This window comes from Ideonella sp., from assembly GCF_041914305.1.
Lineage (GTDB): Bacteria > Pseudomonadota > Gammaproteobacteria > Burkholderiales > Burkholderiaceae_C > Ideonella.
Window position 1 is genome coordinate 84089 of sequence record NZ_JAYSDQ010000011.1, and the last position, 15235, is coordinate 99323.

Annotated in this window: 12 protein-coding genes; 7 read left to right on the top strand and 5 right to left on the bottom strand. The window is 69.2% G+C overall.

All coding sequences use genetic code 11. The features are described from left to right. Positions 1 to 117 precede the first annotated feature (117 nt). Together ACE3SG_RS15805 and ACE3SG_RS15810 are read right to left on the bottom strand one after the other, a co-directional pair. Entirely contained in the window at positions 118 to 1902 is a 1785-nt protein-coding gene (locus ACE3SG_RS15805) for a DUF885 family protein (protein ID WP_374566497.1), read from the bottom strand. A 208-nt stretch (positions 1903 to 2110) separates the two neighbouring features. Beyond that, a complete protein-coding gene (locus ACE3SG_RS15810; RefSeq protein WP_374566499.1) occupies positions 2111 to 2902 on the bottom strand; it encodes an HDOD domain-containing protein in 792 nt (263 codons plus the stop codon). Between the two features lie 285 nt (positions 2903 to 3187). On the opposite strand from ACE3SG_RS15810, the gene yghU reads away from it, so the two are divergent. The 3 genes from yghU to ACE3SG_RS15825 all read left to right on the top strand — a co-directional run bounded on the left by yghU (position 3188) and on the right by ACE3SG_RS15825 (position 6329). Next, on the top strand, positions 3188 to 4048 hold the full coding sequence (gene yghU, locus ACE3SG_RS15815) for a glutathione-dependent disulfide-bond oxidoreductase (protein WP_374566501.1): 861 nt from the start codon (positions 3188 to 3190) through the stop codon (positions 4046 to 4048). Between the two features lie 29 nt (positions 4049 to 4077). After that, positions 4078 to 4710: a glutathione S-transferase family protein gene (locus ACE3SG_RS15820; protein ID WP_374566503.1), complete on the top strand. Its 633-nt coding sequence runs from the start codon at positions 4078 to 4080 to the stop codon at positions 4708 to 4710. A gap of 152 nt (positions 4711 to 4862) precedes the next feature. Beyond that, the gene (locus ACE3SG_RS15825; protein ID WP_374566505.1) at positions 4863 to 6329 is read left to right on the top strand and encodes a peptide MFS transporter; all 1467 of its coding nucleotides are present in this window, start codon (positions 4863 to 4865) and stop codon (positions 6327 to 6329) included. A gap of 12 nt (positions 6330 to 6341) precedes the next feature. Here the strand turns inward: ACE3SG_RS15825 and ACE3SG_RS15830 are convergent, their stop codons facing one another. The 3 genes from ACE3SG_RS15830 to ACE3SG_RS15840 all read right to left on the bottom strand — a co-directional run bounded on the left by ACE3SG_RS15830 (position 6342) and on the right by ACE3SG_RS15840 (position 7680). Next, positions 6342 to 6650, bottom strand: a complete 309-nt coding sequence (locus ACE3SG_RS15830; RefSeq protein ID WP_374566507.1) for a hypothetical protein — start codon at positions 6648 to 6650, stop codon at positions 6342 to 6344. A 135-nt stretch (positions 6651 to 6785) separates the two neighbouring features. Beyond that, positions 6786 to 7175, bottom strand: a complete 390-nt coding sequence (locus tag ACE3SG_RS15835; protein ID WP_374566509.1) for a GFA family protein — start codon at positions 7173 to 7175, stop codon at positions 6786 to 6788. Between the two features lie 58 nt (positions 7176 to 7233). After that, positions 7234 to 7680, bottom strand: coding sequence for an SRPBCC family protein (locus ACE3SG_RS15840; protein WP_374566511.1), 447 nt, complete (start codon positions 7678 to 7680; stop codon positions 7234 to 7236). Positions 7681 to 7912: 232 nt separating this feature from the next. Here ACE3SG_RS15840 and ACE3SG_RS15845 point away from each other — a divergent pair, with 232 nt between their 5' ends. From ACE3SG_RS15845 to ACE3SG_RS15860, 4 genes are all read left to right on the top strand, one after another. After that, positions 7913 to 11494, top strand: a complete 3582-nt coding sequence (locus ACE3SG_RS15845) for a response regulator (RefSeq protein WP_374566512.1) — start codon at positions 7913 to 7915, stop codon at positions 11492 to 11494. A gap of 389 nt (positions 11495 to 11883) precedes the next feature. Beyond that, positions 11884 to 12303 (top strand): helix-turn-helix transcriptional regulator, encoded by a 420-nt coding sequence (locus ACE3SG_RS15850; protein WP_374566514.1) that lies wholly within the window; start codon positions 11884 to 11886, stop codon positions 12301 to 12303. 70 nt (positions 12304 to 12373) lie between these two features. Beyond that, positions 12374 to 12784 (top strand): VOC family protein, encoded by a 411-nt coding sequence (locus tag ACE3SG_RS15855; RefSeq protein WP_374566516.1) that lies wholly within the window; start codon positions 12374 to 12376, stop codon positions 12782 to 12784. Positions 12785 to 12830: 46 nt separating this feature from the next. Continuing rightward, positions 12831 to 15218 (top strand): ATP-binding cassette domain-containing protein, encoded by a 2388-nt coding sequence (locus ACE3SG_RS15860; protein ID WP_374566518.1) that lies wholly within the window; start codon positions 12831 to 12833, stop codon positions 15216 to 15218. The last annotated feature ends 17 nt before the right edge of the window (positions 15219 to 15235 follow it).

The following is a 15235-nucleotide window of genomic DNA, read 5'->3' on the forward strand; positions in this document are numbered from 1 at the left end:
TGCCGTCATGCTTCGTAGCTAACCGCTTTGTTTACCGCTCCCTGGTTGCTTCCCGACACACATTTGTGCGGCTGCCCCTAGGTTGAAGACCCGCCCGGCCACCGCCTGCCGGGTGAATCACACGGTGCCCGACCAGCGCTGCACCACCTCGCCCAGCACGTCCAGCGGCACCGAGCCGGTCTTCAGCACCAGGTCGTGGAAGGCCCGTGCGTCGAAGCGGGCACCCATGGCGTGGCGAGCCCGGTCGCGCAGGTCCAGCAGGCGCAGCATGCCGATCATGTAGGCGCAGGCCTGGCCGGGGTTGGCGACATAACGCTCCACCTCTTGTGCGCTGATGCCGTAGGCGATGGCCTGCTCGCGCGTCCAGCGCTTCGCATGCAGGCCGGTGTCGACGACCAGGCGGCGGGCGCGGAACAGCTGGCTGTCCAGCGCGCCCAGCAGCTGCGGCGGGTCGCCCTCGTACCAGCCATGGTCGATGGCCAGCCGCTCGGCGTACAAAGCCCAGCCTTCGCCGTGTGCGCTGCCGCCGCCGAAGACCAGGCGCTGGCGCCAGCGCGGCAGGTCGCGGCGCTCTTGCTGGATCGCGAGCTGGAAGTGGTGGCCCGGCACCGCCTCGTGCACCGCCAGGCTGCGCATGCCCGGCACATTGAACACGGGCCCCGGCAGCGGCGCCCAGAAGACACCGGGGCGGCTGCCGTCCGGTGCGGGGATGCTGTAGTGCGCGGCGGCGGTCTTCTCGGTCAGCGCCGGCTCGCGGCGCACTTCCACTGGCGCTGAGGGCTGCAGGTTGAACAGCGCCTGGCTGCGCCGCTGGTTGTCGGCCACGTAGGCCTTGAAACGCTCGATCAGCGCCGGCCGCGGGTCGGGCTCACCCGGTGGCTGCAGCTCGGTGCGCAGCGCTTTCATGCGATCTTCGACGCTGCCGTCGCGGCGGCCGAGCGAGGCCAGCACGCGGTCCATCTCGCCCTCGATGCGCGCCACCTCGCGCAGCCCGATCGCGTGGACCTCGTCGGCGCTCAGCGTGGTGGTCGTGGCGGTGGCCAGCGCCTGGGCATAGGCCGCGCCGCCGTCGGGCAAGCGCCACAGCCCGGCATCGTCGTTGGTGCGCGGGTGCAACTCGTCCATCAGCGCGAGCAGGCGCTGCCACGCCGGGCGGATCTGCGTGTCGACCAGGTGGGTGGCGTCGGCGATGGCCTGGGCGCGGTCGGCCGCCGCCAGGCCGTCGATCGATGCGCTGCGCCGCTCCAGCGCCTGGACGAACAGGTTCTTCGGCGCCGGTGGGGCCAGGAAGTCCTGCACCTGCGTGCGTGCCCGTTCGAGGATGAAGCGCGGCGGCAGCAGGCCCTTGGCCGCCGCGCCGCGCACGCGGGCGATGGCCTCGTCGATGCGCCCGGCCACCTGCGACAGGCGATCCACGAAGATGCCAGCGTCGGCCGGCGCGCGCAGCGGCTGCGCTTCGTCGAACAGCGACACGAGCCGGATCTGCAGCCCGCCGAACTGATTGAAGACGAAGTGGTGATCTTCGAACGGCTCGGCCGCCAGCGTGCGTTGCAGGCTCCAGCCGATCGTCGCAGCGCTGGTGCGCTGCTCGGGCGTCAGCGCCGCCGGGTCGAAGCGGGCCAGCTGCGCCAGACCGGCGCGGGCGGTGTCACGCTGGTGCTGGCGATGCTCGGCGGTTTGTGGCGTCAGCCGGCGGTCGATGAGCGCCTGCTCGGCGCCACCGAAGTACTGCGTGAAGGTGGCCCGCTCGGGCGACAGGCGGACCCAGTCGGCCGCGAGACCATCGGCCCAGGCGTCGAAGCCGGCCGGCGGCGAGATCAGCGCGCAGCCCGCGCCCAGGCCCGCCGAGGCGGCCGCGGCAGCACCCGCTGCCAGGGCCAGTGCATCACGACGGTTGATCAAAAATGAGTGGCGAGCAGCGGGTTGGTTGGGCATCGTGCGGCGCAGTCTAGGCGCAATCGCACGGGTGAGCTTCTTGCACACGCGGCCGTCGGGTGACGACGGCTCGGGTCGCCCTAACGTCAAAAGACAGCGCACCCGTTTCCACCAACGCCGGCCCGAAACGACAACGCCCTCCGAAGAGGGCGTCGTGGGGGAGCGCTGGCCGGTTTCAGCCGTTGGCCAGCGTGTCGTCGATCTTGTCTTTCACGCGGTGCAGGTTCCGCAGCAGCGAGGTCTGGTCCATCATCGCCTGCGGCGCGACCTTGGAGACGACTTGCTCCAGTTCGTCCGGTGCGCTCATCAGCGTGTCGGCCAGCGTCGACAGCACGCACACATAGCGGTGCGACACCTGCGGCAGCCGATGCGTCAGGTTGGTCATCACATGGTGGCGCACGCTGTTGACCGTGGCGGCTGGCAGGCCCCAGCTTTCGCACAGGCGCGCGCCGACCTCGGCATGGTCGACGCCAAAGGCTTTTTGCTCCAGCTCGACCAGCGCACCGTCGTTGACGGCGTTCTTCAGCAGCGGCAGGTAGACGTCCGGCGCGTTGGCGTAGAGCACCGCCTTGCCGCATTCTTCGAACAGGCCGGCGGTGTGGGCGCTCCAGGCCTCCATCGACAGCGCCTGCGCCATGCGGCCCATCAGCATGCCGCGCATGCGGGCACGCTCCCATACCGCGTGCAGCTCGGGCACCTGCGGGAACGCCGAGCGCAAGCCGGTTTCGTAGGCAATGGCCGAGATCTCGCGCACCCCCAGAAAGGTGACGGCCTGCTGCACGCTCTGCACGCGCCCCTTCAACCCGTACAGCGGCGAGATGACGGTGTTCATCACCGCCGCCGCGAGCGACAGGTCTTTCTCGATCAGCTGGCTGACGTCGCTGAGGTTGAGGTCGGGCTTGCGCAGCAGCTCGCCCAGCTGGATCAGCGTTTGCGGGTGCGCCGGCAGGTTGAGTTCGATGTTCATGGATGAACGCTGGTCGCTGTGGGGACAGTTGGCAAAGATAAGCCCATATTGGCCGGCCAGGGGCCAATGCCATCGCTTGAAGTGGGATTGGTTTCGGGCTTAGTTCCGCGCGCCGCGGCGTTCACCGGCCGGTTTGACCACCGTCAAATTGCTGGCGGCAAACCGCGCAGCGGCGTGTGGCCGGGGCATGAACCCGGCCGCCGCCGCGGGGCTTTCGGCCCGGCCCGCGGTGCCGGCGGGGCGGCTGCTATCGTCGGGCCCGACCCCGCCTGGAGAGCACACCGCATGGACGATTCGCCCGCCTACACGCCGCCCAAGGTCTGGACGTGGAACCCAGGCAACGGGGGGCGGTTTGCGAACATCAACCGCCCGGTCGCCGGCCCGACCCACGACCAGCCGTTGCCCGTGGGGCGCCACCCGCTGCAGCTGTATTCGCTGGCCACGCCGAACGGTGTCAAGGTCACGGTGATGCTCGAAGAGCTGCTTGCGCTCGGCCACGCCGGCGCCGAGTACGACGCGTGGCTGATCCGCATCAACGATGGCGACCAGTTCGGCAGCGGCTTCGTCCAGGCCAACCCGAACTCGAAGATCCCGGCGCTGGTCGACCATAGCGGGCCGGCGCCGGTGCGCGTGTTCGAGTCCGGCGCGATCTTGCTGTACCTGGCCGAGAAGTTCGGTGCCTTCCTGCCCGCCGGCGGCGCCGAGCGTGCCGAATGCCTGTCGTGGTTGTTCTGGCAGATGGGCAGTGCGCCGTTTCTCGGCGGTGGCTTCGGCCACTTCTACGCCTACGCACCGGCCAAGATCGAATACGCCATCGACCGCTACGCGATGGAGGTCAAGCGCCAGCTCGACGTGCTCGACCAGCACCTGGCCGGGCGGCCCTACCTGGCGGGCGACGACTACACGATCGCCGACATGGCCGTGTGGCCCTGGTACGGCACACTCGTCAAGGGCCAGCTGTACGAGGCGGGCGAGTTTTTGCAAGTGCACGAATACACCCACGTGCTGCGCTGGACCAATCAGATCGCGCAGCGCCCGGCGGTCAAGCGTGGCCGCATGGTCAACCGCACCTGGGGCCAGCCGTCCAGCCAATTGCACGAGCGCCACGACGCGGCCGACTTCGACAAGCTGGCCGCCCAGGGCTGAGAGCCCGACAGCGCAAGGACCACCCCACCATGATCACCCTGTACGACTGCGCCACCGCGCCGAGCCCGCGCCGCGCGCGCATCCTGCTGGCCGAAAAAGGCGTGGCCCACGACACGGTGCAGGTCGACCTGCGCAGCGGCGAGCAACTGGGCGAGACCTACCGCCAGGTCAACCCGCAATGCACCGTGCCGGCGCTGCGCACCGAAGAGGGCGCGCTGCTGACTGACAACGCGGCCATCGCCGCCTACCTGGAAGCGCGCTACCCCGAACCGCCGCTGCAGGGCCGCACGCCGCTCGAAAAAGCCGAGATCGCCAGCTGGCACTGGCGGGTCGAGTTCGAGGGCCTGATGGCGATCGCCGAGGCGCTGCGCAACAGCGCGCCGGCGATGGCCAACCGCGCGTTGCCCGGCCCGGTGGACTACCCGCAGATCCCCGAGCTGGCGCAGCGCGGCCTGGCCAGGGTGCAGCACTTTTTCGTCATGCTGAACGAGCACTTGGCCGGCCGCGACTTCATTGCCGCCGGCGTCTTCAGCATCGCGGACATCACCGCAGTGGTGGCGGTCGATTTCGCGCGCATCGTGAAGGTCAAGCCGGGCGATGCGCACCCGCACTTGCAACGCTGGCGGGCGGCGATGGCGCTGCGGCCATCGATGTCGCTCTGACCGACCTGCGGCGCGCGGCACCGGCCGCGCCGCCGCGCCGTGTGGTGTCCAGGCGCCAGTGACCCTTTGCGGGTCGTTGCGAGTTGTCGCGCGGGCCGGTTTCGACGACAGTCGCGGCTTTCTTCAAAAAAACTGCCGGGAGCCGCCTCACCGTGTCACCTCTCACTGCCACTGTCGACGCCACGCCCGCCGCCCGCGGCGACCCCACCGACCGCGCCTTCTTCGGCCACCCTGCCGGCCTGGGCTGGCTCGCTTTCTGCGAACTCTGGGAACGGTTCTCTTACTACGGCATGCAGGCCCTGCTGGTGCTGTACCTCAGCAACTACCTGTTCCTGCCGCAGAACATCGGCAACGTGACCGGCTTGGACGGACTGCGCGGCCTGATCGAGGGCGTCACCGGCCCGCGCTCGCCGCAGCAGCTGGCCTCGGTCGTCTTCGGCCTGTATGCCGGCTTCGTGTACCTCACGCCGCTGTTTGGCGGGCTGGTGGCCGACCGCTGGCTCGGCCGCACGAAGACGGTGGTCATCGGCGCCTGCCTGATGGCGCTGGGCCACTTTCTGATGGCCTTCGAGGGCAGCCTGCTGTTCGCGCTGGCCTGCCTGGTGCTCGGCGTGGGCTGCTTCAAGGGCAACATCGCGGCCCAGGTGGGTGACCTCTATGCGCCGGGCGACAAGCGGCGCGCGAGTGCGTTCCAGATCTTCATGCTCGCGATCCAGATCGCGGTGATCCTGGCGCCCATCGTCTGCGGCACGCTGGGCGAGAAGGTGGCCTGGCACTGGGGCTTCGGTGCCGCGGGTGTCGGCATGCTGGTCGGCCTGGTGGTCTACCTCGCCGGCCGGCGCTGGCTGCCGGCCGAGACGAGCCTGGCGGCTCGGCGCGCGGGCGCCAGCGATTCGCACGCCGAGCCGGCGCGCATGACCAGCGCCGAGAAGACCCGCTTCGCGCTGCTGGTGCTGCTGATCCCGGTGCTGATGCTGTCGATCGTCGGCAACCAGCAGTACTACAACGCCTTCCCGCTGTGGTCGCAAAAGTACATGGACCTCGTCCTGTTCGGCTGGCAGGTGCCGGTGACCTGGCTGCAGGCGGTCGATGCGTTCATCAGCACCGCGACGATGGTCGCCTCGATCGCCTTCTGGCGCTGGTGGGCCACACGGCGGCGCGAGCCCGACGACCTGATGAAGATGGCGCTCGGCTCGCTGCTGGCCGCCGGTGGCCCGGCGCTGATTGCGCTGGCCGCCAGCATGGTCGAGGGCACCAACGAGAAGGTGGGTTTCGCCTGGACGCTGGCCTACACGATCGTCAACGACTTCGGCTTCGCCAACATCCTGCCGGTGGGCCTGGCGCTGTACTCGCGCGCTGCGCCGCGGCGGCTGGAGGGCATGGTGATCGGCGTGTATTACCTGCACCTGTTCCTGGGCAACACCTTCGTCGGCTGGCTCGCCGGTTTCCTCGACACGATGCCGGGCCGCGAGTTCTGGGGCATGCACGCGATCCTCGTCGCGAGCGCCGGGGTCTTGCTGCTGGCCTGCCGCTTGTTCTTTGGCAAGCTGCTCAGCGCCGACGACTTCACGCCAGCCGAGCCGGCGCCCCGCGCCAGTGCGGTGCCGGCGGCGCCCTGACGGGCCGGTCTTTCACTCGGCCGGGCGGGGATGGCGGGCGCTCTGCCTCTGCAAGACCACGCCCAGGCATGCGCCCCACATCAGGTGGTCGGCCATCTGCGGCCAGAACGCCAGCGCCTGGACCGAAGGGAACCAGTGTGGCGCGATGACGCGCAGGTCCAGCCAACCGATGGCCACCGCCAGCGCGATCGCCCACCCGGTGGTGTGCCGGCGCGGCAGCAGCATGCCGGCGACGCCGGCCCAGAACACCGACACCGAACCGTGCACCACGGCCGCGGCCGCGAACAACGCGGCGTGCGGTGAGCCGGCGGCGATCAGCATCGCGCCCGCGGCCCAGGTGGCTTCCCACGGGTCACCGCCCGACCACCAGGCATAGGCGGTCGACGGCGCGCCGCTCAGCAGCGTGGCGGCGAACCACGCCCACGCCAGTTCACGCGTCGAAAAGTTCAGGGCGCCTCAGAACCAGTAGTCGCCGACGCAGCGGCCGTCTCTCGGCAGATCGTCGAACGTGTCCAGGCCGTCGAAATGGTCGATCGGCACCCGCGCGATCGGCCCGGGCTCGGTCAGGCGCAGATTCACGGCGATGCGCACCCGCCCGTCCTCTTCGGTTCGCCGCCCGCGCCAGAACGCGACGCAGCCGCAGTTCGGGCAGAAATGAAACTCGATCGCCCGCCCGCGAATGTAGGCGTGGGTCGGCCCCGAGACGCTGATGCCTTCGCCCTCGAAGTCGTAAGCCCACAGCACGCCGTAGCGCCGGCAGACCGTGCAGTTGCACGCGGTGGCGGATTCGGGGATGCCCTTGAACGTCCACTGGACGGCGTTGCAATGACAGGATCCTTGAAGCACGTGAACCCTCCGGTGGGGGCGTGGGATGGCGGCGCAGTCGGTGGCCGGGGCGGCCGGCTCAGCCCGGGATCTCGGGCTCGACCAGCCGGGCCAGTTGCTCGAGCGACTCTTGCCAGCCCAGGTAGCACATCTCCACCGGGATCACCTCGGGCAGCCCTTCTTGCACGATGGTCAGCTCGGTGCCGCAGGCGACCGGGCGCAGGTCGATGGTGGTGCGCATCTCGCTGTTCAGGTTCGGGTCGTCGAAGCGGTCGGTATACAGGATCCGCTGGTTCGGCACCAGCTCGATGTACTCGCCGCCGAACGCGTGGCCGTTGCCCGACGAGAAGTTGGTGAACGACATCTTGTAGGTGCCGCCGACCCGGGCGTCCAGGTGGTGAACCTTGCAGGTGAAGCCATGGGGCGGCAGCCACTTGGCCATCGCATCGGCATCGAGAAACGCGCGGTAGATGCGCTCGGGTTTGGTGCGAAGCACGCGGTGCAGACGAACGGTGCCGGTGGCCATGGTGGATCCTTTCGGTGGCAGGTGGTGGGCCGCGACGGCGGCGCCTATTCGCTCGACGATCGGGTGGCGCTGGAATCGACACGGGCCGCCGACTGTCATTTATTCGCCCTCGCTGCGCCATTGGCGTAGCATGCGCTGGTGCGTTAGGTTCAGGCTGTACCGATGGGAGGTCAGCATAGACGCGATCATCAAATCGCTGGGAACCCTGTTCAGCGCCGTCCCGCTGCCCTTGATGGAAGTCTGGGGTCGCTTTGCGTACCTGCTCGGCCTGCTGCTGATGTTGGCGGCTTATGGCGGATTCGCCTTGCGCCCGGGCGGGCGCTGGGGCCTGGGCCGCATCCAGCAGACCTGGGACGCGAAGGCGCTGCTCAGCGTGGCGCTGACCTTCGTGCTGATCCTGGCCACCGGCTACCTCGGCTCGTTCATCGTGCTGGTGCCCGGCGCGCAGACCTTCGAGTCGCTGAAGGACCTTTGTGTCTTCCTGTGCATCGTGCTGTTCGGCTACCCGGCGCTGCTGGCCGTGCCGTTGGCCTACGGGCTGTCCGACCTGATCGAAGGGGTGCCGCCGAATTTCCTGCTGAACTGGCTGGAGGGCTACTTCATCAACCCGGCGTGCTTCTGGGTTGCGCTGCAACTCATCGGCAAGAACCCCGATTTCCGGCGTGCGCGAACCTGGGGCTGGTATGGCGCACACGTGTTGCTGTTCATGGCCATCGAGCCGCAGCTCTGGGGCTACATCTGTTCCGAGAAATTCTCGGCCGAGATCTCTTACCGCAACATCACGCCGGCACTGTTCTTCACCACCTCGATCACCTGGCTGCTCGCGCCGTGGGCGATGCTGGCGGCGCTGCCCCTGGCGCGGCGCTTCGGCCTGTTCTGGGCCGACATCCCAGGCCATGCCCGCGAGCGCCGCTGGCGCAGCACCGAACCGGCCTGGGAGAGCGGCGCCGCGGCGACTGGCCTTGATGCCGCCGCCGCCCAAGGCTTGCCGGTGCGGATCGTGCTGGTCGCTCCGTTCATCGCGCTGGTGCTGGCCATGGTGGTGACCACCGCCTACCTGACCCTGAGCAATGCCCAGGCCGATGCCACCAAGCTCGCCAGCCGGCTGCACGAAGAGATCGCCGAAACCATCAACCTGAAGCTCGACGAACACCTCGAGCGTGCCCAGGCCGGCGCCGGGCGCGGCGAGACGGTCGACGAGCTGCTGTGGCAACTGCCGATCGCCCGCAGCGGCAGGGCCTTCATCATCGACCGCGCCGGCGGCCTCGTGGCCTCGTCGCTGCGCAGCGGCGAGCGCCTGCCGACCGGCGAGCTGCCCGCCGCGGTGCGCGAGGACCTGGTGGTCGACCAGACCCTTCGCACGCTGCGCCAGGCCCCCGGTGGCCTGGCGGCATTGCACGCCAGCCTGCCGTTCCGCTTCGACATCGTCACCGCCAAGCCGCTGTCGCGCGAGACCTGGCTGGCCCACGCCACCCCCTACCAGGACCGCGGCGGTGGCCATGCCGACTGGATCTTGCTGACGGCGATGCCCGAGGCCTACTACCTGTCGGGCGTGCGCGAGGGCAACGTCGGCACGGCCAAGGTGCTGGTGGTGGCGCTGATCCTGTCGTTGATCGTCGCCGTGCTGCTGGCCGAGCTGGTCACGGCGCCGATCCGCCGCATCTCCGATGCCACCCGGGCCCTGGCGCGGGGCGAGCTCAACCACCGCATCGCGCACAGCCGGCTCGAAGAGCTGGGCGTGCTGGCCGAGTCGTTCAACGACATGGCGGCGCAGCTCAACCGCCATACCGAGCGCCTGCAGCTGGCCACCAGCGCAGCCCGGATGGGCATCTGGGACTGGAACGTCGTCACCGATGAACTGGTCTGGGACGACGAGATGTACCGCCTGTACGGCATGCGCCGCGAAGACCACGCGCAGGGCCGCGTGCGTTGGTCGGCCTGGGTGCACCCCGACGACCTGAAGCGGGCCAAGGCCGATGTCATCGCCGCCCTGCGGGGCGAGCGCGAGTTCGTGACCGAGTTCAGGGTCATCTGGCCCGATGGCTCGGTGCATGTGCTGAGCAGCTTCGGCCGCACCGTGCGCGACGAACAGGGGAAGGCGCAGCGCATGGTCGGTGTCAATTTCGACGTCACCGCGCTCAAGAACGCCGAGCAAGAGCTCATCCAGCACCGGGACCACCTCGAAAAGCTGGTCACCGAGCGGACCGAGGCGCTGACCGTTGCGCTTGCCGCCGCCAACTCGGCCACGCAGGCCAAGAGCGAGTTCCTGGCCAACATGAGCCACGAGATCCGCACGCCGATGAACGCGGTGATCGGGATGATCGATCTGGCGCTGCGGGGCGAACTGCACGCCAAGCAGCGCGGCTATCTGGCAATGGCCAAGACGGCGGCTCATTCGCTGCTGGGCATCATCAACGACATCCTCGACTTCTCGAAGATCGAGGCCGGCAAGCTGAACATGGAGCAGCAGGCGTTCTCGTTGCGAGACGTGTTCGACAGCGTGATGGCGATCGCCGGCATGCGCGCCCAGGAGAAGGGCCTGCCGCTGAAGCTCGATGTCGGCGCGGGGGTGCCCGACCTGTTGATCGGTGACTCGCTTCGCCTGGAGCAGGTGCTGCTGAACCTGTGCTCCAACGCCGTGAAGTTCACCGAGCGGGGCAAGATCCTGCTGCGGGTGGAGCGGTCCGACGTGCACGACGCGCACCAGCCCTTGCCGGCCGATCGGGTCGTGCTGCGGTTCTCGGTCCGCGACAGCGGGATCGGCATGTCGCAGGCGCAGGTGCGCAGGCTGTTCGAGCCTTTCAACCAGGCCGACGCCTCCACCACGCGCGTGTACGGTGGCACCGGTCTGGGGCTGGCCATCTGCAGGCGCCTGGTCGAGTTGATGGGCGGCGAGATCGTCGCCAGCTCCGAGCTCGGTCAGGGCAGCGAGTTCGTGTTCACGGCCCAGTTCGGCACTGCGGCGTCCGATGGCGCCGCGCCCGACGCGGTGCCCTCTGCCGGCGAGCTGCCCACCTACGCCGCCTTGAAGGGCCGGCGGATCCTGCTGGTCGAGGACAACGACATCAACCAGATCGTGGCCAGGGAGCTGCTCGAGGATGTGTGTGCGGTCAGCGTGGAGGTCGCCAGCTCGGGCCGCGACGCGCTGGCCAAGATCGGCGCCGCGCCATTCGACCTGGTGCTGATGGACGTGCAGATGCCCGAGATGGACGGCTACGAAACCACCCGCCGGCTCAGGGCCGACCCGAGGTGGGCGAGGCTGCCCATCGTTGCGATGACCGCGCACGCCATGGCCAAGGACCGGGCGATGTGCCAGCAAGCCGGGATGGACGACTTCGTCACCAAGCCCTTCGTGCCGGACGAGCTGTTCCGCGTCCTGGCCAAGTGGATGCCGGATGCGCCGGCGGGGCAGGGCCAAGCCGGCGCCGGCGATCCGGTGGCCCTGCGACCCGCCGGTGTGTCGATCGAGGCCGGCCTGGCGCGCTGCATGGGCAGGGCCGATCTCTACGCCCGGGTGGCCGAGCGTTTCGTTGCCAGCGCGGGCGACGTGGTCGGCGCACTGCAGCAGTGCCTGTCGGCGCAAGACCACGAGGGCGCGGCGCGCACCGCCCACACACTGATCTCGTCGGCTGGCCTGGTCGGCGCGCTGCACCTGGCGGACCTGGCTCGCGAACTGGAGACGGCCCTTCGCGAGGACCACCCGGCCGTGCGCGGGCGGCTGTCGCCGGTGGAGGCCGAGCTGGCCTCGGTCTGCGCGTGGCTCGCGGCCTACCTCGAAAGCCGGGACCCGTCTGCTGCGGCCGTGCGCCGCTGAGCAGGCGGCCCGGTGGCCGGCCGAGCACCGAATCTGCGGACTTGAGCGCGCCGGGGTGATCTGGCACGATCGTCTAGTGTCCTGTCCCGCAAATAACTGCCATTGAGATTCGACCAGATGGTGATGATGGTGCGGCCGGACAGCTGGGCAGATACCGAGCGTATCTGCCCTGATGGCCGGGCGCGCGAGCGCGCCATCTGGTCGAACCCACTTTCGGCATTTCTGGCGGGCCGAAATGGGGCGCTCGCAGCGTTGCCAAGCCGAGCAGATACCGCCCGGTATCTGCCCGGCTCGGTGCCTCCCGATCATCCCCATTGCGGCCCGTCGCAATGACAGTTATTTGCGGGACAGGACACTAGGCGACCCACAAACCCACCGAGGCGCAGCGCTTGCGCGACCTGGCACGCCTGCGCCGCGTGCGCGACCGCATCGACCGCGAGTACGCGCAGCCGCTGGACGTGGACGCCCTCGCGCGCGACGCCGGCATGTCGGCCGGGCACCTGAGCCGCCAGTTCCGGCTGGCCTACGGCGAATCGGTGTACTCCTACCTGATGACCCGGCGCATCGAGCGCGCGATGGCCTTGCTGCGGCGGGGCGATCTCAACGTCACCGAGGTCTGCTTCGAGGTCGGCTGCTCGTCGCTGGGCACCTTCAGCACACGCTTCACCGAGCTGGTGGGCGTGTCGCCCAGCGTCTACCGGCGCGAGTCGGCCCACGAGACGGCGGGGATGCCTTCTTGTGTCGCCAAGCAGGTGACGCGACCGATCAGGAATCGAGAAGCGCCGATCACCGAGCCCGACCTAGACTGACCGCCATGGACCTCGGACGCCGCTGACACCGGGCCCGAGGGCCTCCACCACCCCTCAAGGAGACCGCCCCATGGACATCACCATCCACTCGACTTTTCTGCCGCACACCGACCCGGAGGTCTCGCTGGCCTTCTACCGCGACACCCTCGGCTTCGAGGTCCGCAACGACGTGGGCTACAACGGCATGCGCTGGATCACCGTCGGCCCGGTTGGCCAGCCCGGCACCTCGATCGTGCTGTACCCGCCCGGCGCCACCCCCGGCGTCACCGATGACGAGCGCCGCACCATCACCGAGATGATGGCCAAGGGCACCTTCGCGATGCTGCTGCTGGCCACCAAGGACCTCGACGCCACCTTCGACCGCCTGCAGTCGCGCGACGCCGAGATCGTGCAGGAGCCCACCGACCAGCCCTACGGCGTGCGCGACTGCGGCGTGCGCGACCCGGCGGGCAACATGATCCGTATCCAGCAGGCGCGCTGAGCGCCGGGCGACTGCGGCGTTGAAAGACGAAAGACACCACCAGAGCATGGCCACCAAGAAGAAGACGCCGTCGCCCGCGACTCAAGGGCCCGACAGCCACGACCTGATCCGCGTGCAGGGCGCGCGCGAGAACAACCTCAAGGACATCAGCCTCGAGCTGCCCAAGCGCCGGTTGACGGTGTTCACCGGCATCTCGGGCTCGGGCAAGAGCTCGCTGGTGTTCGGCACCATCGCCGCCGAGTCGCAGCGGCTGATCAACGAGACCTACAGCGCCTTCGTGCAGGGCTTCATGCCGACGCTGGCGCGGCCCGAGGTCGACGTGCTCGAAGGGCTGACCACCGCGATCATCGTCGACCAGGAGCGCCTGGTCGCCAACCCGCGCTCCACCGTCGGCACGGTGACCGATGCGAACGCGATGCTGCGCATCTTGTTCAGCCGGCTCGGCAAGCCGCACCTCGGCCCGCCCAGCGCGTTCGCGTTCAACGTGCCGTCGGTGCGGGCGGCTGGTGCGATCACGGTCGAGCGTGGCGAGGGCAAGACGCAGACCGTCAAGCAGACCTTCAACCGCACCGGCGGCATGTGCCCGCGCTGCGACGGCATGGGCTCGGTCAGCGACATCGACCTGACGCAGCTCTACGACGACAGCAAGTCGCTCAACGAAGGCGCGCTGACGATCCCCGGCTACAGCATGGACGGCTGGTTCGGCCGCATCTTCACCGGCTGCGGCTTCTTCGACCCCGACAAGCCGATCCGCAAGTTCACCAAGCGCGAGCTGCACGACCTGCTGCACAAGGAGCCGACCAAGATCAAGGTCGACAACATCAACCTGACCTACGAAGGGCTGATCCCGAAGATCCAGAAATCGATGCTGTCGAAAGACGTGGACGCGCTGCAGCCGCATGTGCGCGCGTTCGTCGAGCGGGCGGTCACCTTCACCACCTGCCCCGACTGCGGCGGCACGCGGCTGAGCGAAGGCGCACGCTCGTCGAAGATCAAGAAGATCAGCATCGCCGACGCCTGCGCAATGCAGATCAGCGACCTGGCCCAGTGGGTGCGCGGGCTCGACGAGCCGACCGTGGCGCCGCTGCTCACCGCGCTGGCCCACACGCTCGACTCGTTCGTCGAGATCGGGCTGGGCTACCTCAGCCTCGACCGGCCGTCGGGCACGCTGTCGGGCGGCGAGGCACAGCGCGTGAAGATGATCCGCCACCTCGGCTCGTCGTTGACCGACATCACCTACGTGTTCGACGAGCCGACGATCGGGCTGCACCCGCACGACATCCAGCGCATGAACGAGCTGCTGCTGCGGCTGCGCGACAAGGGCAACACGGTGCTCGTGGTGGAGCACAAGCCCGAGACGATCGCGATCGCCGACCACGTGGTCGACCTCGGCCCCGGGGCCGGTGCCGCCGGCGGCAGCCTCTGTTTCGAAGGCACGGTCGACGGGCTGCGCGCCAGCCAGACCCTGACCGGCCGCCACTTCGACGACCGCGCCAAGCTGAAGAAGGCGGTGCGCCGGCCCACCGGCCAGCTGGCCATCCGCGGCGCGAAGACGCACAACCTGCGCGATGTCGACGTCGACATCCCGCTCGGGGTGCTGGTGGTCGTCACCGGCGTGGCGGGCTCGGGCAAGAGCTCGCTCGTGCACGGGTCGATCCCCGCCGGTGCCGGCGTCGTCACGATCGACCAGGGCGCGATCCACGGCTCGCGCCGCAGCTACCCGGCCACCTACACAGGCCTGCTCGACCCGATCCGCTCGGCGTTCGCCAAGGCCAACGGCGTCAAGCCGGCGCTGTTCAGCGCCAACTCCGAAGGCGCCTGCCCCAGCTGCAACGGCGCCGGCGTGATCTACACCGATCTGGGCGTGATGGCCGGCGTGACCACCGTCTGCGAAGAGTGCGAGGGCAGGCGCTTCCAGGCCTCGGTGCTGGGCTACCACCTCGGTGGGCGCAACATCAGCGAGGTGCTCGCGATGTCGGTCGCCGAGGCGAAAGACTTCTTCGGCACCGGCCCGGCGCGCACGCCCGCGGCGCACACCATCCTCGAGCGCTTGGCCGAGGTGGGGTTGGGCTACCTGGGCCTGGGCCAGCCGCTGACCACGCTGTCCGGCGGCGAGCGGCAGCGGCTCAAGCTGGCCACGCAGATGGCCGAGAAGGGCGATGTCTACGTGCTCGACGAGCCGACCACCGGGCTGCACCTGGCCGATGTCGAGCAACTGCTCGGCCTGCTCGACCGGCTGGTCGACGCCGGCAAGTCGGTGGTCGTGATCGAGCACCACCAGGCGGTGATGGCACATGCCGACTGGATCATCGACCTCGGCCCTGGCGCGGGGCACGACGGCGGCCGGGTCGTCTTCGAGGGCACGCCGGCCGATCTGGTCAAGAAGCGCTCGACGCTGACCGGCCAACACCTCGCGGCCTACGTCGGCGCCTGAACCCGCCTTCGTGCCGC

Coding starts and splice junctions, on each gene's coding strand:
- ACE3SG_RS15810 (WP_374566499.1), bottom strand. CDS start 2,902: ATGAACATCGAACTCAACCTGCCGGCGCACCCGCAAACGCTGATCCAG.
- yghU (WP_374566501.1), top strand. CDS start 3,188: ATGGACGATTCGCCCGCCTACACGCCGCCCAAGGTCTGGACGTGGAAC.
- ACE3SG_RS15820 (WP_374566503.1), top strand. CDS start 4,078: ATGATCACCCTGTACGACTGCGCCACCGCGCCGAGCCCGCGCCGCGCG.
- ACE3SG_RS15830 (WP_374566507.1), bottom strand. CDS start 6,650: ATGCTGATCGCCGCCGGCTCACCGCACGCCGCGTTGTTCGCGGCCGCG.
- ACE3SG_RS15840 (WP_374566511.1), bottom strand. CDS start 7,680: ATGGCCACCGGCACCGTTCGTCTGCACCGCGTGCTTCGCACCAAACCC.
- ACE3SG_RS15845 (WP_374566512.1), top strand. CDS start 7,913: ATGGAAGTCTGGGGTCGCTTTGCGTACCTGCTCGGCCTGCTGCTGATG.
- ACE3SG_RS15855 (WP_374566516.1), top strand. CDS start 12,374: ATGGACATCACCATCCACTCGACTTTTCTGCCGCACACCGACCCGGAG.
- ACE3SG_RS15860 (WP_374566518.1), top strand. CDS start 12,831: ATGGCCACCAAGAAGAAGACGCCGTCGCCCGCGACTCAAGGGCCCGAC.